Source organism: Rhizobium sp. AN68, from assembly GCF_030758035.1.
Taxonomy (GTDB): domain Bacteria; phylum Pseudomonadota; class Alphaproteobacteria; order Rhizobiales; family Rhizobiaceae; genus Agrobacterium; species Agrobacterium tumefaciens.
Map to the genome: position 1 here is coordinate 75,358 of NZ_JARWMI010000003.1, position 23,535 is coordinate 98,892.

The 23,535-nt window shown below is 59.3% G+C and carries 17 protein-coding genes and 1 pseudogene; 9 read left to right on the plus strand and 9 right to left on the minus strand.

Annotated elements, in window-relative coordinates:
* The first annotated feature begins 7 nt into the window (after positions 1–7).
* Genes RBH71_RS13350 through deoA form a run of 6 tightly spaced genes read left to right on the plus strand, consistent with a single transcriptional unit; the run spans position 8 to position 5,387 of the window.
* On the plus strand, positions 8–1,111 hold the full coding sequence (locus RBH71_RS13350; protein ID WP_003514397.1) for an ABC transporter permease: 1,104 nt from the start codon (positions 8–10) through the stop codon (positions 1,109–1,111).
* A gap of 6 nt (positions 1,112–1,117) precedes the next feature.
* Positions 1,118–2,089, plus strand: coding sequence for an ABC transporter permease (locus RBH71_RS13355; RefSeq protein WP_003514401.1), 972 nt, complete (start codon positions 1,118–1,120; stop codon positions 2,087–2,089).
* Positions 2,090–2,108: 19 nt separating this feature from the next.
* Positions 2,109–2,498: a cytidine deaminase gene (locus RBH71_RS13360; RefSeq protein ID WP_003514404.1), complete on the plus strand. Its 390-nt coding sequence runs from the start codon at positions 2,109–2,111 to the stop codon at positions 2,496–2,498.
* A complete protein-coding gene (locus RBH71_RS13365; RefSeq protein ID WP_003514406.1) occupies positions 2,498–3,298 on the plus strand; it encodes a purine-nucleoside phosphorylase in 801 nt (266 codons plus the stop codon). The genes RBH71_RS13360 and RBH71_RS13365 overlap by 1 nt, the downstream gene beginning before the upstream one ends.
* 2 nt (positions 3,299–3,300) lie before the next feature.
* Entirely contained in the window at positions 3,301–4,074 is a 774-nt protein-coding gene (gene deoC, locus RBH71_RS13370) for a deoxyribose-phosphate aldolase (protein WP_003514408.1), read from the plus strand.
* Positions 4,071–5,387 (plus strand): thymidine phosphorylase, encoded by a 1,317-nt coding sequence (gene deoA / locus RBH71_RS13375; RefSeq protein ID WP_019564545.1) that lies wholly within the window; start codon positions 4,071–4,073, stop codon positions 5,385–5,387. The genes deoC and deoA overlap by 4 nt, the downstream gene beginning before the upstream one ends.
* On the opposite strand, the gene RBH71_RS13380 is transcribed toward deoA, so the two are convergent.
* The 9 genes from RBH71_RS13380 to cyoA all read right to left on the minus strand — a co-directional run bounded on the left by RBH71_RS13380 (position 5,380) and on the right by cyoA (position 14,211).
* The gene (locus tag RBH71_RS13380) at positions 5,380–5,901 is read right to left on the minus strand and encodes a TIGR02281 family clan AA aspartic protease (protein WP_003514411.1); all 522 of its coding nucleotides are present in this window, start codon (positions 5,899–5,901) and stop codon (positions 5,380–5,382) included. The genes deoA and RBH71_RS13380 overlap by 8 nt on opposite strands.
* 135 nt (positions 5,902–6,036) lie before the next feature.
* Entirely contained in the window at positions 6,037–6,666 is a 630-nt protein-coding gene (gene upp / locus RBH71_RS13385; RefSeq protein WP_003493096.1) for a uracil phosphoribosyltransferase, read from the minus strand.
* Between the two features lie 96 nt (positions 6,667–6,762).
* On the minus strand, positions 6,763–7,740 hold the full coding sequence (locus RBH71_RS13390) for an adenosine deaminase (RefSeq protein ID WP_003514413.1): 978 nt from the start codon (positions 7,738–7,740) through the stop codon (positions 6,763–6,765).
* Positions 7,737–8,957 (minus strand): phosphopentomutase, encoded by a 1,221-nt coding sequence (locus RBH71_RS13395; RefSeq protein WP_003514414.1) that lies wholly within the window; start codon positions 8,955–8,957, stop codon positions 7,737–7,739. The genes RBH71_RS13390 and RBH71_RS13395 overlap by 4 nt, the downstream gene beginning before the upstream one ends.
* A gap of 114 nt (positions 8,958–9,071) precedes the next feature.
* On the minus strand, positions 9,072–9,842 hold the full coding sequence (locus RBH71_RS13400; RefSeq protein ID WP_035251978.1) for an SURF1 family protein: 771 nt from the start codon (positions 9,840–9,842) through the stop codon (positions 9,072–9,074).
* 188 nt (positions 9,843–10,030) lie between these two features.
* A complete protein-coding gene (gene cyoD, locus RBH71_RS13405; protein ID WP_003514416.1) occupies positions 10,031–10,426 on the minus strand; it encodes a cytochrome o ubiquinol oxidase subunit IV in 396 nt (131 codons plus the stop codon).
* On the minus strand, positions 10,426–11,052 hold the full coding sequence (gene cyoC, locus RBH71_RS13410) for a cytochrome o ubiquinol oxidase subunit III (protein ID WP_003514417.1): 627 nt from the start codon (positions 11,050–11,052) through the stop codon (positions 10,426–10,428). The genes cyoD and cyoC overlap by 1 nt, the downstream gene beginning before the upstream one ends.
* A gap of 5 nt (positions 11,053–11,057) precedes the next feature.
* Positions 11,058–13,061, minus strand: coding sequence for a cytochrome o ubiquinol oxidase subunit I (gene cyoB / locus RBH71_RS13415; RefSeq protein WP_003514419.1), 2,004 nt, complete (start codon positions 13,059–13,061; stop codon positions 11,058–11,060).
* Between the two features lie 76 nt (positions 13,062–13,137).
* Entirely contained in the window at positions 13,138–14,211 is a 1,074-nt protein-coding gene (gene cyoA / locus RBH71_RS13420; RefSeq protein WP_003514421.1) for a ubiquinol oxidase subunit II, read from the minus strand.
* 306 nt (positions 14,212–14,517) lie between these two features.
* Here cyoA and RBH71_RS13425 point away from each other — a divergent pair, with 306 nt between their 5' ends.
* The 3 genes and pseudogenes from RBH71_RS13425 to RBH71_RS13435 all read left to right on the plus strand — a co-directional run bounded on the left by RBH71_RS13425 (position 14,518) and on the right by RBH71_RS13435 (position 23,518).
* Complete coding sequence (locus tag RBH71_RS13425; protein ID WP_003514422.1) at positions 14,518–15,846, plus strand: MFS transporter; 1,329 nt, start codon at positions 14,518–14,520, stop codon at positions 15,844–15,846.
* Between the two features lie 407 nt (positions 15,847–16,253).
* Positions 16,254–21,755 (plus strand): annotated as a pseudogene (locus RBH71_RS13430) (glutamate synthase-related protein).
* Positions 21,752–23,518, plus strand: coding sequence for a sulfite reductase subunit alpha (locus RBH71_RS13435; RefSeq protein WP_003514430.1), 1,767 nt, complete (start codon positions 21,752–21,754; stop codon positions 23,516–23,518). Before RBH71_RS13430 ends, RBH71_RS13435 begins: the two are co-directional and overlap by 4 nt.
* The last annotated feature ends 17 nt before the right edge of the window (positions 23,519–23,535 follow it).

Sequence of the window (23,535 nt, forward strand, 5' to 3'; positions counted from 1 at the left end):
GGCATGAATGAGCACCGCTTCCGTACCCCTGCCAAACTGGATCACCTACGGCCTCCTGCCGTTTTTAAATGTAGTTACCGCATTTCTGATTTCCGGCCTCGTCGTCTGGTCTATCGGTGAAAATCCGCTCGCGGCGCTTCGCCTGCTCATCGAAGGTGCGCTAGGTCGTGGCGATGCCATCGGCTTCACGCTGTTTTATACGACGAGTTTCATCTTCACCGGCCTATCTGTGGCGGTCGCCTTCCATGCCGGTCTGTTCAACATCGGTTCTGAAGGCCAGGCCTATATTGGCGGACTGGGCGCGGCGCTGGTGGCGCTGGCGCTCGACCGTTATGTGCCCTGGTATGTGACGATGCCCTTCGCCATCATCGGCGCTGCGGTTTTCGGCGCGGCCTGGGCGTTTATTCCGGCATGGCTGCAGGCAAAACGCGGTAGCCACGTCGTCATAACCACCATCATGTTCAACTTCATCGCTGCGGCGTTAATGGTCTATCTGCTGGTGAACGTGCTGATCGTGCCGGGCAAGATGGCGCCGGAAACGCGCACCTTTCTGCCAGGTGGGCAATTGCCGAAGCTCGACTGGCTGATGGCGCTGTTCGGCCTGAAGCTCGGGCCGGCGCCGTTCAACGTCTCCTTCATCATCGCACTGGTCATGTGTTTTCTCGTCTGGGTGCTGATCTGGCGCACCAAGCTCGGTTATGAGATGCGCACGCTCGGCGTCAGCCCCTCGGCCGCCGTCTATGCCGGCATTCCCTATGCGCGCACCGTCATCATCGCCATGCTCATTTCCGGCGGTCTGGCAGGTATGATGGCGCTGAACCCGGTCATGGGCGCGTCCGCCCGCTTGCAGGTGGAATTTGTCGGCGGTGCGGGTTTCGTCGGCATCGCCGTCTCGCTGATGGGGCGAAGCCACCCGCTCGGCATCCTGTTTTCGGCGCTGCTGTTCGGCATTCTCTATCAGGGTGGTGCAGACCTCTCTTTCGAGATGCCGAATATTACCCGTGAGATGATCGTCGTCATCCAGGGTCTGGTTATCCTGTTTGCCGGCGCGCTCGAATATATGTACCGGCCGGCGATCGTCCGCATCTACCAGCGCTTGGCAAAGGGGTGAGCTGATATGGATTTCTTCGATATGCTGGTCAGCATTCTCGGCTCGACCGTCCGCCTCACCATCCCGCTTCTGTTCACGGCGCTTGCCGGGCTGTTTTCCGAACGCGCGGGCGTGTTCGATATCGGCCTTGAAGGCAAGATGCTGGCGGCAGCCTTTGCTTCGGCTTGTGTCGCCTATCTCACCGCAAATCCCTGGGCCGGCCTGCTTGCGGGCATTGCCGTCTCCATCCTGTTTTCGCTGATCCACGGCTTTGCCGTCATCACAAATCGCGGCAACCAGATCGTGTCGGGCGTGGCGCTCAACTTCATTGCCGCCGGTCTGACGGTGGTTCTGGGGCAGGCGTGGTTCGGGCAGGGCGGGCGCACGCCGCAATTGCCGGGCGAAGGCCGTTTCGCACCGATCATCCTGCCTGGTGCGGATGCGATGCGCGAAGTGCCTTTCATCGGCCCGCTCTACGCCAATGTCATTTCCGGCAACAACATCCTGACCTATCTCGCCTTTCTGGCGGTGCCGCTGTCCTGGTGGGTGCTTTACCGCACCCGTTTCGGCCTTCGCCTGCGCGCGGTGGGTGAAAATCCGGGCGCGGTCGATACGGCGGGCATTTCGGTGACATGGATGCGTTACCGCGCCGTCATCGTTGCCGGCTTCCTCTGCGGTTTTTCGGGCGCCTATCTCGCCGTTGCGCAATCGGCGGCCTTCATCGCCAACATGTCGGCCGGCAAGGGCTATATCGCACTCGCCGCGCTGATCTTCGCGAAATGGAAGCCGGTGCCGGTCATGTTCGCATGCCTGCTCTTCGGTTTCCTGGATGCTTTCGCCAACTTCATGCAGGGCAAATCCGTGCCGGGTATCGGTGAAGTGCCGGTGCAGATTTTCCAGGCAATGCCCTATATTCTGACCTGCATCCTGCTTGCCGGTTTCATCGGCGTCGCCAAGCCCCCCAAGGCCGGTGGCGTTGCCTATGCGAAGGAGCGTTAAATCCATGTCCCGTGAACCAATGTCCCATCAGTTGTTCGAGGCAGCGGTGGAGGCCATGGCCTTTGCCTATGCGCCCTATTCGAAATTCCCTGTCGGTGCGGCAATCCGCGCTGAAGACGGCAAAATCTACAAGGGCGCCAATATCGAGAACCTCTCCTTCCCTCAAGGCTGGTGCGCCGAGCCTTCGGCCATCAGCGCCATGATCATGGGTGGAGCAAAGAAAATAAGCGAGATCGCCGTCATCGCGGAAAAGCTTGCTCTTTGCCCGCCCTGCGGCGGCTGCCGGCAGAAGATCGCCGAATTCGCCTCGCCAGACACCAAGGTCTATCTCTGTGACGAAACCGGTGTTCAGAAGGTCATGACCATGGATGAACTTTTGCCCTTCAGCTTCAAGACCGAGCTGCCCTGATGCCGGATACGCTGATCGATATTCTGGTGGAGCGTCTGAATGGCCTGATGCCGCGCATCGCCATCGTGCTGGGCTCAGGCCTGGGGTCGCTTGTGGACGAGGTCAGCGATGCGATCCGCGTGCCCTACGCCGAACTTCCCGGTTTCCCTGCAAGCGGCGTTTCCGGCCATGCCGGCGAGTTGGTGGCCGGTTATCTCGGTGGCGAGCCGGTGATGATGCTGTCCGGCCGGGTGCACTATTACGAAAAAGGCGATCCGGCCGCCATGCGCGCGGTCATTGAGGCGCTCGCCGGTCTTGGCGTGCAGTCGCTGATCCTCACCAATTCTGCAGGCTCGGTCAGGCAGGACATACCGCCCGGCTCGGTCATGCAGATCACCGATCATATCAATTATTCCGGCATGAACCCGCTGATTGGCGAAGAGAGCGACAACCGCTTCGTCGGCATGACCACGGCTTATGATCCGGACCTGATGCTCGCGATGCGTAATGCCGCGATCCGCGCGACGGTGCCCTTGTTCGGCGGCGTCTATATGTGGTTTTCCGGCCCGAGTTTCGAAACGCCGGCGGAAATCCGCATGGCGCGGCTGCTGGGTGCGGATGCCGTCGGCATGTCCACGGTGCCGGAAGTCATCCTCGCCCGCTTTTTCGGGATGCGCGTTGCCGCCGCATCGGTTATTACCAATTACGGTGCCGGCATGACTGGCGCTGAACTGAGCCATGAGGAAACCAAGGACATGGCTCCGGTAGGCGGCAAGAGGCTTGCCGCCATCTTGAAAGAAATGATCGCAGGAGGAGCGTGACCATGGAACTCCAGCGTCCGCGCGAAGCGGCTGCCCTGACACTATCCTTGCTGGACCTGACCAACCTCAAGGAAGACTGCACGCCCGAGCAGATTGCTGCTTTGTGCCAGAGGGCTCATACCGAATACGGCAATACCGCCGCGATCTGCATCTGGCCGCGTTTCGTCGCCCAGGCGCGTGCCGCTTTCGGAAAAGACCATGCGATCCGTATCGCCACGGTCGTCAATTTTCCTTCGGGCGATCTGGATGTTGCGACCGTGGTGGCGGAGACCGAGGCGGCTATCCGCGACGGTGCCGACGAAATCGATCTGGTCATCCCCTATCGTAAGTTCATAGCAGGCGATGAAACGGCTGTTTCCGAGATGGTGGCTGCCGTACGCAAGGTCTGCGTCGCACCCGTTCTTCTCAAGGTCATTCTCGAAACCGGCGAGCTGAAGGACAAGGCTCTCATTCGTCGTGCTTCCGAACTCGCCATTGCCGAAGGGGCCGATTTCATCAAGACCTCAACAGGTAAGGTCGCCATCAACGCCACGCTGGAAGCCGCCGATATCATGTTGCAGGCGATCCGCGACAGCAGGCAGAAGGTGGGCTTCAAGCCTGCCGGCGGTGTCGGCACGGTGGAAGACGCCACGCTTTATCTGCGGCTGGCGGAAACAATCATGGCGCCCGACTGGGCCATGCCGTCCACGTTCCGCTTCGGCGCTTCCGGCGTTCTCGATGATGTCCTGAACGTGCTGGCCGGCGGCGAACCGGCCAAGGCCGCCAGCGGGTATTGAGCTTGATCCCGCAGGAAATCATCCGCCGCAAACGTGATGGCCTGTCTCTTGCGCCGCAGGAGATTGCCGCTTTCATCGAGGCGCTGTCCAAGGACGGCATATCGGAAGGCCAGGCCGCTGCTTTTGCCATGGCGGTGTTTTTCCGGGGTATGAACCGCGACGAGATGGTGGCGCTGACACTCGCCATGCGCGACAGCGGTGATGTCCTGTCCTGGAACGATATTGGCAGGCCGGTGGCGGACAAGCACTCGACCGGCGGCGTCGGCGACAACGTCTCCCTGATGCTCGCCCCGATCGTTGCCGCCTGCGGTCTTGCCGTGCCGATGATTTCCGGCAGGGGCCTTGGCCATACCGGGGGTACGCTCGACAAGCTGGAAGCGATCCCCGGTTACGATGTGATGCCGGACGAAGCCCTGTTCCGCCGGACGGTCAAGACGGTCGGCTGTGCCATCATCGGCCAGACGGGCGATCTCGCCCCCGCAGACAAGCGCCTCTATGCTATCAGGGACGTGACCGCGACGGTAGATTCCATCCCGTTGATCACCGCCTCCATTCTGTCGAAGAAGCTTGCGGCCGGACTTCAGACGCTGGTTCTGGATGTGAAGGTCGGCAACGGCGCTTTCATGCAGAGTGTGGAGGATGCCCGTAATCTCGCCGTCGCGCTGGTCGATGTGGCAAATGGCGCAGGCCTGCCGACGACGGCTCTTATAACCGACATGAACCAGCCGCTTGGCGATGCCGCAGGCAATGCGGTCGAAATCGTCAATTGCCTGGACTTTCTGGCTGGCCGTAAGGCGGGAACACGTCTCGAAAAGGTGGTTCTTGCCTTTGCTGCGGAAATGCTGGTGCAAGCGGGCAGCGCGGCCACTCTGGATGAAGGCGAGGTGCTGGCTGAGGCCGCCCTTTCCTCCGGGCGTGCCATGGAAGTCTTTGCGAAAATGGTCGCAGCACTTGGCGGGCCTGCGGACTTTGTCGATCATCCATCGCGTTACCTGCCATCGGCGCCGGTCATTCTCCCGGTTTCGGCTGAGCGCAGCGGCTGGCTGGCATCCTGTGCGACGCGCGATCTCGGCATGGTCGTTGTCGAGCTTGGCGGCGGCAGAAGAATGCCGTCAGACAAGATCGATCCTTCGGTCGGGATCTCCGATATCCTGCCGCTCGGCACAAAAGTGGAAAAAGGCGAACCAATCGCCTGCGTCCATGCGGCCTCTAAGCAAGAAGCGGAACTTGCCGTCAAAAGGATTACGGCCTGCTATGGGGTTGCTGACACTGCGATGGAAACCAGCACTGTGGTCCTCGAGCGAATTACCTGACCAGCCTCATTTCGCCACCCGATACCTTGAATGACGATAGTTGTTTCAGGAAGCTCATGCCAACAAGCATGTTGCTCAACGCATTATCTTTCAGCACCATGGCGTCGACATTCTGAACGCGGATCGTGCCGATTTCCACCCGGTCGAGCTTCAGATAGGCCGCCATGGTCTGGCCGTTGGCGGTTGAGATCGGATATTTGAAATCGAGGCTGTTGACGCCGAAACCGAGCCGCCGGGCGATCGTCTCATTGATGGCAACCATGGAGGCGCCGGTATCGACAAGCCCGTCGAAAGATTTACCGTTGATACGGAAGGCGGCGTTGAAGTGGCCGCGTGCGTCCGCTCTCAGATTGACGCCACCAAGCGAAACGGGTTCCGGTTTGACGGCTTCCGATTTGACTTCGGCTTTTTCCACCTTGGCTTCCGGGCGCGGCTGAAATTTTTCCACCAGCGCCGGAATCTGCGTGGCGCTGACCGAAAGACCGATGAGCAGAAAAATCGTACGCGCCAGCAAGTCGTCGCTCCTGAGAAGGCAGGGTTATCCCTATGCAGAATAGACGCAAAACATGCTGAAATCTTAAAAGAAAAAAGCCATTCGCCGCTTGTTGGTCGGCGAATGGCTCAAACGGTTAAGCGATGATGAACGGTGTTATTTCGTGCCGTACATGCGGTCGCCTGCATCGCCGAGGCCGGGAACGATATAACCCTTTTCATTCAGCTGCTTGTCGATTGCGGCAGTATAGATCGGCACATCGGGATGCGCTTCACGGAAATTCTTGATGCCTTCGGGTGCAGCCAGCAGACACAGGAAGCGGATGTTCTTCGCGCCCCGCTCTTTCAGCTTTTCAACCGCAGCGATGGAGGAATTGCCGGTCGCCAGCATTGGATCGACGACGATGATAAGGCGGGCATCGAGGCTTTCGGGAGCCTTGAAGTAATATTCGACCGCCTCCAGCGTATCGTGATCGCGATACACACCGATATGCGCAACACGCGCCGAAGGCACGAGTTCGAGCATGCCTTCCAGAAGGCCGTTGCCGGCACGCAGGATGGAGGCGAAAACCAGCTTCTTGCCCTCCAGCACCGGAGCCTCGATGGTTTCGAGCGGCGTATCGATGGTTTCCATCGTCATTTCAAGGTCGCGCGTCACTTCATAGCAGAGCAGCGTCGAGATTTCCCTGAGCAGGCGGCGGAAGCCGGCTGTCGAGGTTTCCTTCTTGCGCATGATGGTAAGTTTGTGCCGCACCAGCGGATGTTCGATGACTGTGACGCCGTCCATGAAACTGGCCTTCCTTTTTTATCCTGTGCCCCTGTAATTCACCGAAAGCAGGCTTTTCGCAAGCCTTCTTCGCGGTTTTACCCCGCCAACCGATGCCTAGTGGCTATCGAGTTTCGCAAGCAGCCGGGCGCGTGTGACTTCATCCACAAAGGCGCTTTCCAGTGCGGTTCGGGTCATGCGGTTAATCTCGGCATCGCTGAAACCGAAGGCATCCGCAGCCAGCGCATATTCCCGGGCAAGCGAGGTAAAGAAGAATGGCGGATCGTCGGAACTGATGCAGACGCGCACCCCGGCATCGCGCAACGCCCTCAGCGGATGGCTGCCGAAATCGGGATAAACGTTGAGCGCGATATTTGATCCTGGGCAGACCTCAAGCACTGTTCCCGCCTCAACCAGCCGATCGACGAGAGCCGCGTCTTCGATGGCGCGCACGCCATGGCCGATGCGCGACGGCTTTACGAGGTCGAGCGCATCGACGACGCTTTCCGGTCCGCAGACCTCACCCGCATGGATGGTCAGCCCAAGTCCGGCATCGCGGGCAATGTCGAAGGCGCGTGCGTAATCGGCGACGCGGCCCATGCGCTCCTCGCCCGCCATGTTGAAACCGGTCACCAGCGGGTGTTTCGTCCGTGCCGCATATTCAGCCGCCGCGATGACCCGTTCAGGACCGAAATGCCGCTCGCCGGTCACGATGATGCGGGTTTCGATACCGGTCTTTTCTTTCGCGATCCGGATGCCCTCGGCGATACCGGAGAGATAGGCGTCAGCGCCGAGCCCGATGCGGTCGCCATGATCGGGCGAGATGATGAGCTCGCTATAGATCGTATTGGCCTCGGCAAGTTCGGTCAGATAGGTTTGCGTCAGAACCGCATAGTCCTCATCGGTCTTGAACACCTGCGCCACCGCATCGTAGCACTGGATGAATTGCGCAAAATCCGACCAGACGTACTGGCCGTCGCGCAGAAAGCTACTGGTTTCTATGCCGTATTTCTCAGCCTGTTTTGCGACGAGGGCAGGGGGTGCCGCACCTTCCAGGTGGCAGTGAATTTCCGCTTTCAGCAAATGCGATGTCAAATGAAGCTCCTGCCGTGCGAACCGGCCTCGATTCCTAGATGGTGGGCGATGCTTTCGCCGATGTCGGCGTAGCTTGAACGAATGCCGACATCGCGGGAGCGGATGCCCGGCCCGAATGCCATGATCGGGACTCTTTCCCGTGTATGGTCCGTGCCCCGCCATGTGGGATCGCAACCATGGTCAGCGGTAAGAATGGCGATGTCGCCCGGCGCCATTTTGCGATGGATTTCCGGAATGCGCGCATCGAAGGCTTCAAGCGCCGCCGCATAACCGGCAACATCGCGGCGATGGCCGTAGAGCATGTCGAAATCCACGAAATTGGTGAAGACAAGATCGCCGTTTTCGGCTTCGTCAATAGCGTGCAGCGTTGCATCCATCAGGGCGCTGTTGCCATTTGCCTTGATGACGCGCGAGACACCCTTGTGGGCATAGATATCGCCGATCTTGCCGATCGCGTGCACTTTCCTGCCAGCCTCCACAAGGCGGTCGAGCAATGTCTGTTCGGGCGGCGGAACGGAGAAATCGCGGCGGTTGCCGGTGCGTTCGAAGGTTGCTACCGTCTCGCCGATGAAGGGACGGGCAATGACACGGCCGATATTCAGCGGATCGAGCAGCTTGCGCACCGTCTCGCAGAGCGTGACGAGCCGCTGCAATCCGAAATGGGTCTCATGCGCGGCGATCTGGAACACGGAATCGGATGAGGTGTAGCAGATCGGCTTGCCGCTCCTGATATGCTCTTCGCCAAACGTCGCGATGATCTCGGTGCCGGAAGCGTGGCAATTGCCGAGAATGCCTGGAATATCCGCTTGCGTGCAGATGGCTTCCACCAGTTCGGGAGAAAAGGCGTCGCCTTCTGTCGGGAAGTAGCCCCAGTCGAAGGTGACGGGCGTGCCCGCGATCTCCCAATGGCCTGAGGGCGTATCCTTGCCCTTCGATATTTCGCTGGCAGAGCCATGCAGGCCGAAAATACGCTCCGGCGGCTCCATGCCGGCGGGAATGTCGCCGCTTGCTTGTCGTGCAATCTCCAGAAGACCAAGCGAAGACATGTTGGGCAGCTTCAGCGGACCCGCCCGAAGGCCCGGCCTGTCGGCAGCACCTGCCGCGCAGAATTCGGCGATATGACCGAGCGTATTGGCGCCGAGGTCGCCATAATGCTCCGCGTCAGGCGCACCGCCGACACCGAAGGAATCCAGAACGAGAAGAAATGCTCTTGCCATAACTCACCGAAACGAAAATGCGCCGACGGGCAATGTCAGGCCGAACTGTCGTTATAGATCAGCAAAACGTGAAGAAGGAAGTGATTTTATGAACCATCCGGTAAAACCGGCTGTTCAATCCTCTTCCCGTTTCGATTTCGGTGCGTTGAGATTGCGCAGCACATACCATCCAGCGGCAATTACCATGGCCGCCAGAATGTACCATGTGATGGCGTAGGACAGGTGGTTGTTGGGGAAGGTGAGCATGGTCTTGCCGCCGACCGGTAGGCCACCCGGATTGGGCGTCGCATCGGCATCGACATAAAAGGGCGCCACGCCGGAAAGGCCGGATGCCTGCGATATCTGCGGGATATTGCGGGAGTACCAGCGCCGATTTGCCGGATCGTTGGTTCGAAGGAAAAGCCCGCCGGTTTCTGGCGCGCGCATCAGCCCGACGATCTCGACCTGCCCGGTTGGTTCCCCTTCGCGGCGCGAGGATGGATCGCGTTTGTCGGAAGGCACGAAGCCACGATTGACGATGATATTCGATCCGTCATCGCGTCTCAGCGGCGTCATCACCCAGTAGCCGGGCCCGAGATCACTGACCGTATAGACCTGGACCTCCTTGTCGTTGAGGAAGGTGCCTGACAGTTTCACGCGGCGATATTCATACTCTGCGGGATCGGCAAGGGCCGGCCATTCGCTGGCTGCCGGTGCATCCACAGGTGCGGCATGGGCGCGAGCTTCGACGCGTTCGATGAGATCGAGCTTCCAGAAGAGGCGTTGAACCTGCCATGTTCCAAGCGCCAGCAGGAAGCCTGTCAGTACAATAGTCAGAAGCAGGACGACGATTGCTGCGGGGCGGATGCGTCGCGTGTGCGGGGCGGTTGTCGACGGATCGGTCATGGTTTCACAGTCCTTGCAAGGCCATGCGGTTTGCTGCGGCAACACTGTCGGCTGTCGGCATCCGGGTCTTCCAGCAAATAACCCCATAAATCGCGCCGACGATTCATGGGGTTATGCGCTGCGGGGGTCGTGTGCTGGCGCAGAAAGCGGCCCGCCGGAAATCCGGCAGGCCGTTGATCTATGGCTGCTCAGGGCAGGTTTTTCACATCCTCGATGTGCAGCGGCATCATGTTCTTGTTCATGTTGTACATGACCCAGAGTGAGCCGGAGAGCGTGATCAGCAGCACCACGACGGTGAAGATCAGCGCCATGAAGGTCCAGCCGCCTTCGGATTTGGTGTCCATGTGCAGGAAGTAGATCATGTGCACGAAGATCTGGATGACGCCGAGACCCATGATCGCGATGACCAGCAGCGTCTTGTTTTCAAGAACGTCGCCCATGACCAGCCAGAACGGGATCGCCGTCAGGATGACCGACAGGACGAAGCCGATCATATAGCTTTTGAACGTGCCGTGGCTGGCGCCATCATGGTGATGATGGTCGTCGCCATGCGCGTCGTGGTGTGCGTGTGCTTCGGAACTCATCAAAGAACTCCCATGAGATAAACGAAGGAGAAGACGCCGATCCAGATGACGTCAAGGAAGTGCCAGAACATCGACAGGCACATCAGGCGACGCTTGTTTGCGGCGATCAGACCATGCTTTGCGACCTGGAACATCAGTGTGACGAGCCAGATTACGCCGAAGGTCACGTGCAGACCGTGCGTACCAACCAGCGCGAAGAAGGCGGAAAGGAACGCCGAACGCTGTGGACCTGCACCTTCTTCGATCAGGTGATGGAACTCGTAAAGTTCCACGGCGAGGAAGGCGAGACCGAAGAGACCGGTAATGCCGAGCCAGATCAGCGTCGTCTTCACCTTCTGCTTTTCCATTTCCAGCATGGCGAAGCCATATGTGATGGAAGAGAAAAGCAGGAAGGCGGTGTTGATCGCCACAAGCTTCAGATCGAACAGATCTGCGCCCGAAGGGCCGGCCGCATAGTTGCGGCCGACAACGGCATAGGTGGCAAACAGCGTTGCGAAGATGAGGCAGTCGCTCATCAGATAGAGCCAGAAGCCCAGCGAGGTGCCGTTCTCCGGATGGTGGTCTTCCTTGAGGTAGAAGACCGGTGTTTCCGCGCCCGCGGCGCTTTGTGCAGGTGTATGAGCCATATTCGTTACGCCTGTTCCGCAAGCAGCTTCGTACGTTCCGCCTCGACTGTCGAAACATCGGAGGCAGGAATGTAGTATTCGCGGTTGTAGTTGAAGGTATGGGCGATCGAGACCGCGATGATGGCGAGCATGGACAGAGCCGCCAGCCACCAGATGTGCCACACCAAGGCAAAGCCAAGCACGACGCTGATGGCGCTGATGATTACGCCCGCACCGGTGTTCTTCGGCATATGGATCGGGATGAAGCCTTCCTTGGGACGGTCGTAACCGCGCTTCTTCATGTCCGCCCAGGCGTCGACATCATGCACAACCGGCGTGAAAGCGAAGTTGTAGGCAGGCGGAGGCGACGAGGTCGACCACTCCAGCGTACGCCCATGATAGGGATCGCCTGTCACGTCACGGAGCTGATCGCGCTTCAAGAAGCTGACGATGAGCTGGATGACGAAGGAAGCGATGCCGAGCGCGATCAGGAAGGCGCCAAAGGCTGCGATCAGGAACCAGATCTGGAGCGAATTGTCTTCGAACTGGCTGATACGGCGGGTCACACCCATCAGGCCGAGAATGTAGAGCGGCATGAAGGCGAAGTAAAAGCCGATGAACCAGAACCAGAAGGACAGCTTGCCCCAGAACGGATCGAGGCGATAGCCGAAGGCCTTCGGGAACCAGTAGACGATACCCGCAAGCACACCGAACACCACGCCACCGATGATGGTGTTGTGGAAGTGGGCGATGAGGAACAGCGAGTTGTGGAGCACGAAGTCCGCCGGCGGAACAGCGAGAAGAACGCCGGTCATGCCGCCGATGACGAAGGTGATCATGAAACCGATCGTCCACAGCATCGGAACGTCGAACTTGATGCGGCCCTTGTACATGGTGAAGAGCCAGTTGAAGATCTTCGCACCGGTCGGGATCGATATGATCATCGTGGTGATGCCGAAGAAAGCGTTGACGCTTGCGCCGGAACCCATGGTGAAGAAGTGGTGCAGCCAAACGATGTAGGCGAGGATGGTGATGACACCCGTCGCATAGACCATCGAGGCATAACCGAAAAGACGCTTGTTGGAGAAGGTCGAGACGATTTCCGAGAAGACGCCGAAGGCCGGCAGCACCAGGATGTAAACTTCGGGATGGCCCCAGATCCAGATGAGGTTGACATACATCATCGGGTTGCCGCCGAGATCGTTGGTGAAGAAATTCGTGCCAACGTAACGGTCAAGGGTCAGAAGGGCGAGCGTGCCGGTGAGGATCGGGAAGGATGCCACGATCAGGATGTTCGAACACAGCGACGTCCAGACGAAGATCGGCAGGCGCATCATTGTCATGCCAGGTGCGCGCATCTTGATGATCGTGACTATCAGGTTGATACCAGAGAGCGTCGTGCCCACACCGGCGATCTGCAGACCCCAGATGTAATAATCCACACCCACGCCCGGACTTCCGTCGATGCCGGAAAGCGGCGGATAGGCAAGCCAGCCAGTCTGCGCATATTCACCGATGAATAGCGAGATCATGGTGATGACGGCGCCGGCCGTGGTCATCCAGAACGAGAAGTTGTTGAGGAAGGGGAACGAAACGTCGCGGGCGCCGATTTGCAGCGGCACGACGAAGTTCATGAGACCGGTGATCATCGGCATGGCCATGAAGAAGATCATGATGACGCCATGGGCCGTGAAAATCTGGTCGTAATGGTGCGGCGGAAGATAGCCTTCCGATCCGCCGGAGGCGATCGCCTGCTGGACGCGCATCATGATGGCATCTGCGAAACCGCGCAGCAGCATGACGAGTGCCAGAATGATGTACATGATACCGATCTTCTTATGATCGATGCTCGTGAACCACTCATTCCAGAGATAACCCCACAGCCGGAAATAGGTGAGGGCGCCGACGACGGCGATGCCGCCCAGAGCCACTGCCGCGAAGGTCGCGACGAGAATGGGCTCGTGAAGCGGGATGGACTCCCATGTCAGCTTCCCGAACAGGAATGACGTTTGATCGGAATTGACGATCATTTTTAGCCTCTTGCGATTCTAAGACATAAGATCGGCGCAGCCATTGGCCGCGCCGCATAATGCCGGGACTTATCCGTCAGCCAGCGACTTGTTTCGTTTCCGGCAGCGCCGCGGGTTCGAAAGTCTGTCCTTCGATCGCAGCCGGAGTGGATTGGGGTCCGCTGGCGACACCGTAAGGTGAAAGCGGTGTACAGACGACGGAGTTCAGCGCCTTGGCGATATCGATGCCTTCCTTGCCGCCGCCGCCCTTGGCGTCGATATGCATCATGTCACGCATGCAGAGCTTGTTGGGCTCGACACAGCGGTTGAGGATGGCATCGTAAAGCTGCGGATCGACGGAGGCGAAATATTGCACCGGCTCACGTTCCGAAGGCTTGGCAAAGTCGAGATATTCCTGGCGGCCGAAGCCTTTGCCGCCATCCTTGATCTTCGCAACCCACTGATCGAAGCCTTGCTGGCTGAGACCATGGAACTTGAAGCGCATATGCGAGAAGCCAGGGCCGGAGAAGTTGGCCGAGAAGCCGTCATAAACGCCTTCCTTGTTGATGACCGCGTGCAGCTTGGTCTGCATGCCACCCATGGCGTAGATCTGGCCGGCGAGTGCGGGAACGAAGAACGAATTCATCGCGGTCGTGCCGGTGATCTTGAAGTTGATCGGAACATCGACCGGAGCTGCGAATTCATTGACGCTGCCAATGCCGAGCTCGGGGTAGAAGAACAGCCACTTCCAGTCCATGGCCACCACTTCCACCGTAAGCGGCTTGGTTTCGGCGGTAACCTGACGGTTTTCGTCGATACGCTCCAGCGGGCGGTAGGGGTCGAGACGGTGGGTGGAAATCCAGGTCACCGTGCCTAGCATCAGGATGATGGCGACCGGGGCGGACCAGATCACCATTTCAAGGCGCGTCGAGTGATGCCATTCGGGATCGTAATCCTCGGCCTTCGCCGATTCGCGATACTTCCATGCGAAGAACAGCGTCAGGGCGATAACCGGGACGATGATGAGCAGCATCAGAACCGTGGACGTGATGATGAGGTCGCGCTGCTGGATGGCGACGTCGCCCGAAGGGTTCATCACCACGAGGTTACAGCCGCTAAGCAGCAGCAGTGCGGGGATTGCCAGAAGGGCAGATGTGATTTTCTTGATCATGCGCACGTTCTTTGAACTCGTACAGTTTGGATTATGCCGCGATTAATTGCCGAACATCATTTTTGAAATGAGGTATATTGTCGCGGTGCAGCGAAACCTTCGCGATGCACCATAGGCTTAGCGGAGCCGCGTTTGAAGGCGGAGCGGCTGCATTATCGCATAGGGAGCTTGCGGGGCAAGCCTTTCTTATCAAACTTCAATTGACGTTACGTAGGGTGCGTGTGACAATCCGTCGCATCGTAACGCTAAGGAAGAGGAGCCGGCGCGTTACAGGAAATGGTTCGTCCATGACGCAGGAGGGATATTATGAGTTATACTGATGCTGCTCCATCTTTTGGGCAGGCGCCGGAAGCGAAGGGACATGGGACCGATCCGGTCAAGGTCGATCCGGATCGCATTACAATTGCTGTCATTCTTGCGAGAATGACGGAGTTTTTCGACTTTTTCATCTACGCCATCGCCTCCGCGCTCGTTTTTCCGCATGTCTTCTTTTCCTTCGTCGATCCGCTGACGGCGACGCTTTATTCCTTCGCGGTCTTCTCGCTGGCCTTCATCGCAAGGCCGATCGGTTCATTGATCTTCCTCCAGATCGACCGAAAGTTCGGCCGTGCCGTCAAGCTGATGGCGGCCCTGTTCACGCTTTGCGGTTCCACCATGGCGATCAGCTTTCTTCCGTCCTATGCGGAAGCCGGCATGCTTGCCCCCTGTCTTCTGGCGGTATTCCGTATCGGTCAGGGACTTGGTCTTGGCGGTGCCTGGGATGGTCTTGTCTCGCTCCTCGCCATGAACGCACCGCCGAAGCAGCGCGGCTGGTACGCCATGATGCCGCAAATTGGTGCGGCGATGGGCTTTGGTCTTGCCAGCGCATTCTTCATCGTGTTCGTGACGCAGCTCTCCAGCGCGGAATTCCTGGCCTGGGGCTGGCGTTTCCCGTTCTTCGTTGCACTGGCGCTCAATGTTCTCGCGCTCTTTGCCCGCCTGCGCATGATTGTCACGCCGGAATTCCAGTCCATGCTGGCACAGCATGAGCTGGAGCCGCGCCCCGTGTTCAAGATGCTGCGCTCGCAGTTTCCGGTCGTGCTGACGGGCGCTTTCGTGCCGCTGGCAAGCTTCGCGCTCTTCCATCTTGTCACGGTCTTCCCGCTGAGCTGGGTTTCCCTCAATACCACCCAGCGGGTTTCGGACTTTCTGTTCGTGCAATTCGTCAGCGCCATCATCGCCGGCGGCATGATCGTCGTGTCTGGTATTCTCGCCGACAAAATCGGCCGGCGGAAGCTGCTGGCTTTCGCCGCAGTGCTGATCGGTCTTTTCAGCCTCGTGGCACCGCTCCTGCTGAGTTCGGGCGATATAGGGCGTTATCTTTTCGTCTTGGTCGGCTTTGCATTGCTTGGCCTGTCCTTCGGCCAGGCGGGCGGTGCGCTCGCCTCCCGCTTCAGCCGCGAATACCGTTATACCGGCGCTTCGCTCACCTCGGATATTTCCTGGCTGATCGGCGCTGGTTTTGCACCGCTCGTGGCGCTCGGATTTTCGTCCAAATTCGGACTGTTTGCGGTCGGCATTTACCTGATGTCGGGTGCAGTCTGTACACTGGTCGCACTGTGGTTCAGCCGAACGCTGGACATGCCCTCGGAGTGAGCAGGGCAATATAAACATCTCTGCAGCCATCGCGCCGCGGAATCCTGTCGGATTTCGCGGCGTTTTTGTTTTTTTATTGCGTGGGACCGATTTTAATCTTGACTCGGTCCATCATGAAATATTATGTAAGCAATACTGACGTAATTCAATGTGTCTCACTGCCGGAAATGCCGGCCATCAGGGAACGCAATGCGAACGATGACGATCATTATTTGCGAGAAAGCGGCCAATGCCGCCACGCCGTTTGGCGGCCGCAAAACGACCGTTCGCGCCATTAAACGCCGATAAGCAGAAAAGAAGAGGAGCAGCCAGGTCGTCTGCGGCTCCGCCCGCAGAGTGCCGGCTGACGCGCCGGGTTTCGGGAAAAGGGCGATGCCGCGCGGAATGCGCAACGAGAGGAGAGAACCTTGAGCGTGACGGAGCAAAAATTCGGCCTTTACGATGCGGCTTTTGAGAAAAGCAGCTGTGGCGTCGGTTTCATCACCCGCAAGGACGGCGTGCAGACGCATGATGTGCTGAAGCGCGGTCACGAGGCGCTCTGTGCCGTGCCGCATCGCGGCGGCATGTCGGCGGAGGGCGTGGGTGATGGTGCTGGCGTGTCGCTCGATCTTTCACTCTCATTTTTCCGGAAGCTGACTGACAACGATTCCTTGCAAGCCGGCCGGTTCGGCGTCGGCAATTTTTTCCTGCCGCAGAACCCTGCTTTTCATGACCAGGCGATCGGCATCATCGGCAGTGCTCTGGAGGAACAGGGCTTCTCGATCCTGCTCGTCCGCAATGTACCGGTGAATGACGCGGCCATCCGCGCGGCCGCCATTTCCTATCAATTGCCGATCCGGCAATGGCTCTTTTCGGCGCCAGCGGAATGCGCAACCCTTGCCGAGTTCGACTGGCGTATTCACAAGGCGCTGCTCGCTATCGAGGCGCTTGCCTATACCGCGCCGGAACTTGCCGGTTTTTATCCGCTGTCGCTCAGCGCACGCACGCAGGTTCTGAAAGGGCGTTTGAACTCGCATGAGGTCATGCCCTATTTCTGCGACCTGACCGATCCGCGCCATGAAGTGCATACGATGTATTTCCACACGCGGTTTTCCACCAATACAGATCCGCACCCCTCCATGGCGCAGCCCTTCAGGCTAATGGCGCATAATGGCGAACTCAACACCGACAAGAAGAACCGGCTATCGGAAGCGGCCGTGGCGTTGGCGAAAAATGCCAGCATCATCCGGCCGAAGGGCCAGTCTGATAGCTGCCGTCTGGACCAGACATTGCAGACGCGGGTGATGGAAGACGGTCTCGACCTCGTCACCGCCGTCGTCTCGATGATGCCGCCTGCCTGGGAAAACGACGACACGCTCTCTCCCGGCGTCAAGGCGATGCTGGAATATTTCTCGCTCTACGAGGAGAAGAATGACGGCCCGGCTGCGCTGATTTTCGGCGACGGCACCGTCATCGGCGCACGGCTTGATCGCCTCGGCCTGCGCCCGCTGCGGACCGTCGAGACAGACGATTATCTCTGCGTCATGTCGGAGGCGGGGCAGATCGCCTTTCCGGCCGAAAGCGTCATTCGTCGCGGTCGCATCGAGGCCGGCGGCATGCTTTATTACGACCACGCCGAACGGCGCGCCTTTTCCACCGTCGAGGCGCTGGAGCTTCTGGCGGCGCGGCGGGACTACCCGTCGCTATTGTCTGAAGCGCGCGTCATGCTTGCGGATTTGCCGGAGGTGCCCGCCGAAAAGCAGGGATCGCCGCTTCGATACAATGGCGATCTGGAACGGCATCAGCGCTATGTCGCCTATTCGCACAATCAGGAAAGCTTCAAGTTCCTAATGGATCCGATGCTGGCGTCGGGTGCTGAAAAAATCTCGGCCATGGGTTATGGCAATGCCATCAACGCGCTCTCCGATCAGGAGGGCGGGGTTGCCAAATATTTCTCGCAACGCTTTGCGCAGGTCACCAACCCCCGCTCGACAGCATTCGTGAGGCCGATGGCATGACGCTGCGCGTGGCGCTCGGCGCAAAGCCGAATAGCGGTGCGAAAGCGGCCCGCCAGATTGTCGTGCGCTCCCCGATCCTGACCCATCTCGACATGCTGCGCATTCGCGAGCAGTCGGAGACGCCAGTTCGTCGTTTCGAGATGCTTTATACGCCGATCTTTGATGCTGCGAGTGCCAACGAAGCGGCCTTGCGTCAGGCGATAGATGGCCTCTGCGGTGAGGTTGTGGCTTTCGCGGCTGAGGAGGGCGGTATTGCCGTCGTCACTGACCGGCACGTTTCGGCAGGTCGTGCGGCCTTGCCTATGATCATGGTCGTCTCCGCCATCAACCAGCGGCTGATCGAGGAGGGTCTGCGGTTACGCGTGTCCCTGATCGTTGAAAGTGGGCAATTTTCCTCCTCGCATCACATCGCAGCGAGCCTTGGTTTCGGGGCTTCGGCTGTCTACCCACTCGGCGTGCAGTTCCGTGCCGAGGAGAAATTTGGTGCCGATGCTGACAAGGCCTTCAAGCGTTTTGCCAAGGCGGCTGAAAAGTCGCTGATGAAGACCATGGGCAAGGTCGGGCTGTGCACGGCGGAAAGCTATATTGGCGGCGAGTTCTTCGAACCGAACTTCCTCGACACCAACGATCCTGTGCTGAAGCGTTATTTCCCCAATGTTAAGACACCGGTCGGTGGCGTTACCTTCGCTGTCATCGCGCAGGCGGTAGCGGACTGGCATCGAAAGGCGCTGTCGGTAAAGGGTGAAAACGACATTCCGCTGCTCGGTCTCTTCAAGGAGCGCGCCGAAGGTGCGGGCCATTCCTATGGCACGACGGCGGTTCGCGGTTTCGTCGATATGACGGAGGAAAAAATCGGTTTCGACAAGGGAACCGACAACGAGGAGGCGCTGCGTCTCCTGCCGCTCAACCGGCTGGAGGATGCTTTCGGCCTCAACGATGCGGCCTATTATCACAACAGCTTCGACCGGCTGACGCCCGAAGCAATCGACGCTTTCGAGGTAACGCCGGGTTACCGCGCCTTCGCACGCATGATGGCCGAAGAAAGGGCCCGCCGTCCGGCAGCCCTGCGTGATGTTCTGGAATTGCCGGCTGATGTGACCTTTGCCGGTTCGGCCGAAGAATTCCGCCGCGAGATGGGGCGCTTTTCCAGACGTGGCAACAACAGCTTCATGGTGCGCGGATTGCTCTGCGAAAGTGCGGGCGAAGGCGCGTTCCGGCTGGAATTGACCGGGCCGCACGGTCATGAGCTTGCCCGGCTTGCCGCACTAGGACAGTCGCTGCTCGATCGTTTCGGTGAGGATATTGCCGGCCATTGGCTAGAGGGCGGCGCGCTTCTGGTTCAGGCGAAGGGTGAAGCATTCACCTATCTGTCGCTGATCCGCACCGCACCTGACAGCATTGCGCTCGACGCTGTGCAAAAGGCGAGTGAGATCACCAAGACCCTCGCTTCGGGTGCGATGAGCCATGGCGCGCTGGTCGCAGCCGCCCATGAGGCGGTAGCGCATGGCACCAATATGGTTGGCGGCATGTCGAATTCGGGGGAGGGCGGCGAGCATATTTCCCGTTACGGCACCATCCGCGCCTCGCGCATCAAGCAGTTCGCCTCTGGCCGTTTTGGTGTATGGGCGGGTTATCTTGCCGACCCGATGCTGGAGGAAATAGAGATCAAGATCGGCCAGGGTGCAAAGCCCGGCGAGGGCGGGCAATTGCCGTCTCCAAAGGTAACGGTGGAAATAGCCGCGGCTCGTGGCGGCACCCCAGGCGTCGAGCTGGTTTCGCCGCCGCCGCACCATGATACCTATTCGATCGAGGATCTGGCCCAGCTAATCCACGACGCCAAGGCGGCGCGCGTGCGCGTCATCGTCAAGCTCGTTTCGTCGGAAGGCATCGGCACGATTGCAGTCGGTGTTGCGAAAGCGGGTGCGGATGTCATCAATGTTGCCGGCAATACCGGTGGCACGGGTGCGGCCGCTGTCACCAGCCTCAAATATACCGGCCGCGCGGCGGAAATCGGCATCGCCGAGGTGCATCAGGCACTTTGTGCCACAGGCCTTCGTGCCAAGGTGCTGCTGCGCTGCTCCGGCGCGCACCAGACGGCGAGCGACGTGGTGAAATCGGCTCTTCTCGGCGGCGACAGCTTCGAGTTCGGCACCACGGCGCTGATGATGCTGAAATGCGTCATGGCGAAGAACTGCAACATCAAGTGCCCCGCCGGCCTCACCACCAATCAGGAAGCCTTCAACGGCGATCCACGCGCGCTGGCGCAATATCTCATGAACATCGCCCATGAAACCCGCGAGATCTTGGCCGCACTCGGGCTGCGCTCGCTGCGCGAAGCTCGGGGCCGCTCCGATCTTCTTCACCTCCTGGATCACCCGGCGAGCGTCGGCCAGCTTGACCTGCGGGCGATGCTTTCGGTGGTGGAGGAAGTGAAGATCGACAGCCCGGTCTATATGGAAAAGGACTTCGCGCTGGACGATGCCTTCATCGAACTCGTGCGCTCGGCTCTGATCGACAGCAGACGGGAAAACATCGAGCTTGGCGGCAACCGCTTCCTCAACAATTGCAACAAGAGTGTTGGCGGCCAGCTCGCCGTCGATATCGAGCGCATGCTGAACCACGAACTTTCCGACGAAGAGGCGGATGCGCTTCCGGCTGTGAAGCGGGATAGCCGTGGCCGCCGTTTTCTGGAGGCGGGTTCGGTGCGCATCGACACATCAGGTTCAGCCGGGCAGTCCTTCGGCGCTTTCTGCAATGACGGCATGGTCATGGTCCATACCGGTACCTGCAATGATGGCGTCGGCAAAGCGCCTGCGGCGGCACCATTGTAGTGCGCTCCCCCGGTGGCGGTTCGCAAGATGCTGATGGCAATGTGCTGGTCGGCAATTTTGCATTGTTCGGCGCCACCGGCGGTCGCACTTTCGTGGAAGGGCAGGCGGGCGACCGTTTCGCGGTGCGCAATTCGGGTGCGACAGCCGTTGTCGAAGGTGTGGGCGACTTCGCCTGCGAATATATGACCAATGGCGCTGTGCTTAACCTCGGCAGTTTCGGCAAGGGTTTCGGCAACGGCATGAGCGGCGGCTTCGTCTATCAATATGACCCTTACGGCGATCTGCCGAAGAAGGTGAGCCATGATTCCATCCTGCTCGGCTCCATCACCGGCGAGGACGAACAGGCATCTATCCACAATCAGGCCGTTCACCAGCTTTTGACCTGGCATGTCGACGAAACAGGGTCGGCCAAGGCCGCATGGATTCTGGAAAACTGGGAAAGCGAACAGCACAATTTCGTCTACGGCATGCCGCGCGCCCTGCTGCTTTATCAGGACAGCGACGAAATTCTGAAAGCCAAGCCCCGCAAGGAGTTGCTGGAGGAACTGGCATCCGCGCTTGCCGCCCATCAGGTGCGGAAGTTCAAGCTGGCCTATCGCGACCGCAAGGCCGTGTTGAACGGAACCGTTCCTGGTTATGGTGAGACGGATACGGAAGACATGTATGCGCTCATCAACAACTACACGGTTTTGAGTATGGCGCAGGCCATTGCTCTCCAACGGTTGCCGATGGCATCCGGTCCTTCCGATCCCGCCATCGAAAAAGCCGTGCGCAATCTCGTCCTCACGGAGGACTATGCGCTGATGCAGCGGCTGCTGAAATATGCGCGCGAGGCGCTTTCCGATCATGATGACGAGCAGCTTGCGGTGATGATCGCCGCCAAGCGGCTCGACGATTACAAGCAGGCGCTTGCGCGCCGTAACATCTGGTCGGTGGATAGTCCCGGCACCTATGGCTGGATCATTCAGCAGGACCGCAAAAACATCGAGAAGATCGGTCGTCTGCCGGGCTTTGAGGAGCTTTCGCGGCGCGTGCCATTCCCGACCTTGCCACCGCATCCAGCCAGAACAGGGCAGCATGATGAAGATACCTTACATTCCTCAAGATGCCCCTTTCAATGGCGACCAGCGCGCCTGGCTATCCGGCTTCCTGGCCGGGCTTCATTCCCGCGCAGCAATGGGTATGGACACATCGGTTGCCGCTGCCGCTCCCAAGGCGGCGGCCAGCGTGCTGAACATTCTCTTCGGCACCCAGACCGGCAATGCCGAGGCGCTGGCGATGGATATAGCCGACGCCGCCCGTGCCCAGGGCATGCAGCCTGTGGTGACGGCCTTGGACGATGTTTCCATGGATAGTCTGGGCGTCATGAAGCGCGTCATTGTCGTCACCTCCACCTACGGCGAAGGTGAAATGCCTGACAATGCCCAGCTTTTCTGGGAGGCACTTTCCAAGGAGGCCGCACCCCGGCTGGATGAGATGAACTTTGCCGTGCTTGCGCTTGGCGACACCGGTTACGATGGCTTCTGCCAGGCGGGCAAGCTCATCGATACCCGCTTCGAGCAGCTTGGCGGCAAACGCATGAAGACGCGTATCGATTGCGATATCGATTTCGAAGATGTCGCCGCCAACTGGATCGGCGAGACCCTGCCACTCGCGCTCGCCATCGATGGTGGCAATAAGGTGGCGGTTGTGCCGGCGATCGCCGAGGCGCCCGCGCGGGCAAAACAGGGCTGGAGCCGCAAGAATCCCTATGCCGCGCAGGTGAGCGTCAATCGCCTTCTTTCCGGGCCTGCTTCGTCCAAGGAAATTCGCCACTACGAATTTGATCTCGGCGAAAGTGGTCTCGACTATGAGGCGGGGGATGCTCTGGGCGTCGTTCCCATAAACGACCCGAAACTGGTAGGCGCGCTGCTCGAACGCTTCGGAGTGAGCGCGGATGGCGAAGTCGTCGGACTTGACCGTCCGGTTGGCGATGCGCTTCTCAATATGTTCGAGATATCGACACCGTCGCGTGAACTGGTCGCCGAGATCGGCAAGCGCGCAGGGCACGATGAACTAAGCCACATCCTTGCGAATGGAGACAGGGAACAGCTTGCCGCCTTTCTCTGGAGCAAGGATATTCTCGACCTGCTTAGTCTCGGTGAAAAACCCGTATTCGAGCTTGCTGAATTCGTGACGTTCCTGAAGCCGTTACAGCACCGCGCCTATTCGATCTCTTCCAGCCCTCTGGCCGCGCACAACAGCGTGCATCTGACAGTCGCCAGCGTGCGTTATCGCGCCGAAGGTCGCGAGCGTGGCGGCGTGTGCTCCACCTATCTCGCGGACCGGGTAGAAGCGGGGCAGAGTGCCGGGATTTTCGTCTCTCCGAACAAGGCGTTTCGCGTGCCTCAGGACAATGACGCACCTGTTATCATGGTGGGACCCGGCACGGGCATTGCGCCATTCCGGGCATTTTTGCAGGAACGGCAGGCGCGGGGCGCAAAGGGCCGGAACTGGCTGTTTTTCGGCGATCAGCACCGGCAGTCGGATTTCGTCTACGAAGACGAACTTGGAAAGATGAGTCGCGATGGCGTGCTGACCCGTCTCGATCTCGCTTTCTCGAGGGATCAGGCCGAAAAGATCTATGTTCAGACCCGTATGCGCCAAAACGGCAAGGCACTCTATCAATGGCTCGAAGAGGGCGGCCATTTTTATGTTTGCGGCGACGCGACCCGCATGGCGAAGGATGTTGACGATGCCCTGCACCAGATCGTTATTGACGAGGCGGGCATCTCTGCGGAAGCGGCAAGCGACTATGTAAACCGGCTGAAGCGCGAAAAACGTTATCTGCGCGATGTTTATTAGAGCAAAGCGCTGAGGCG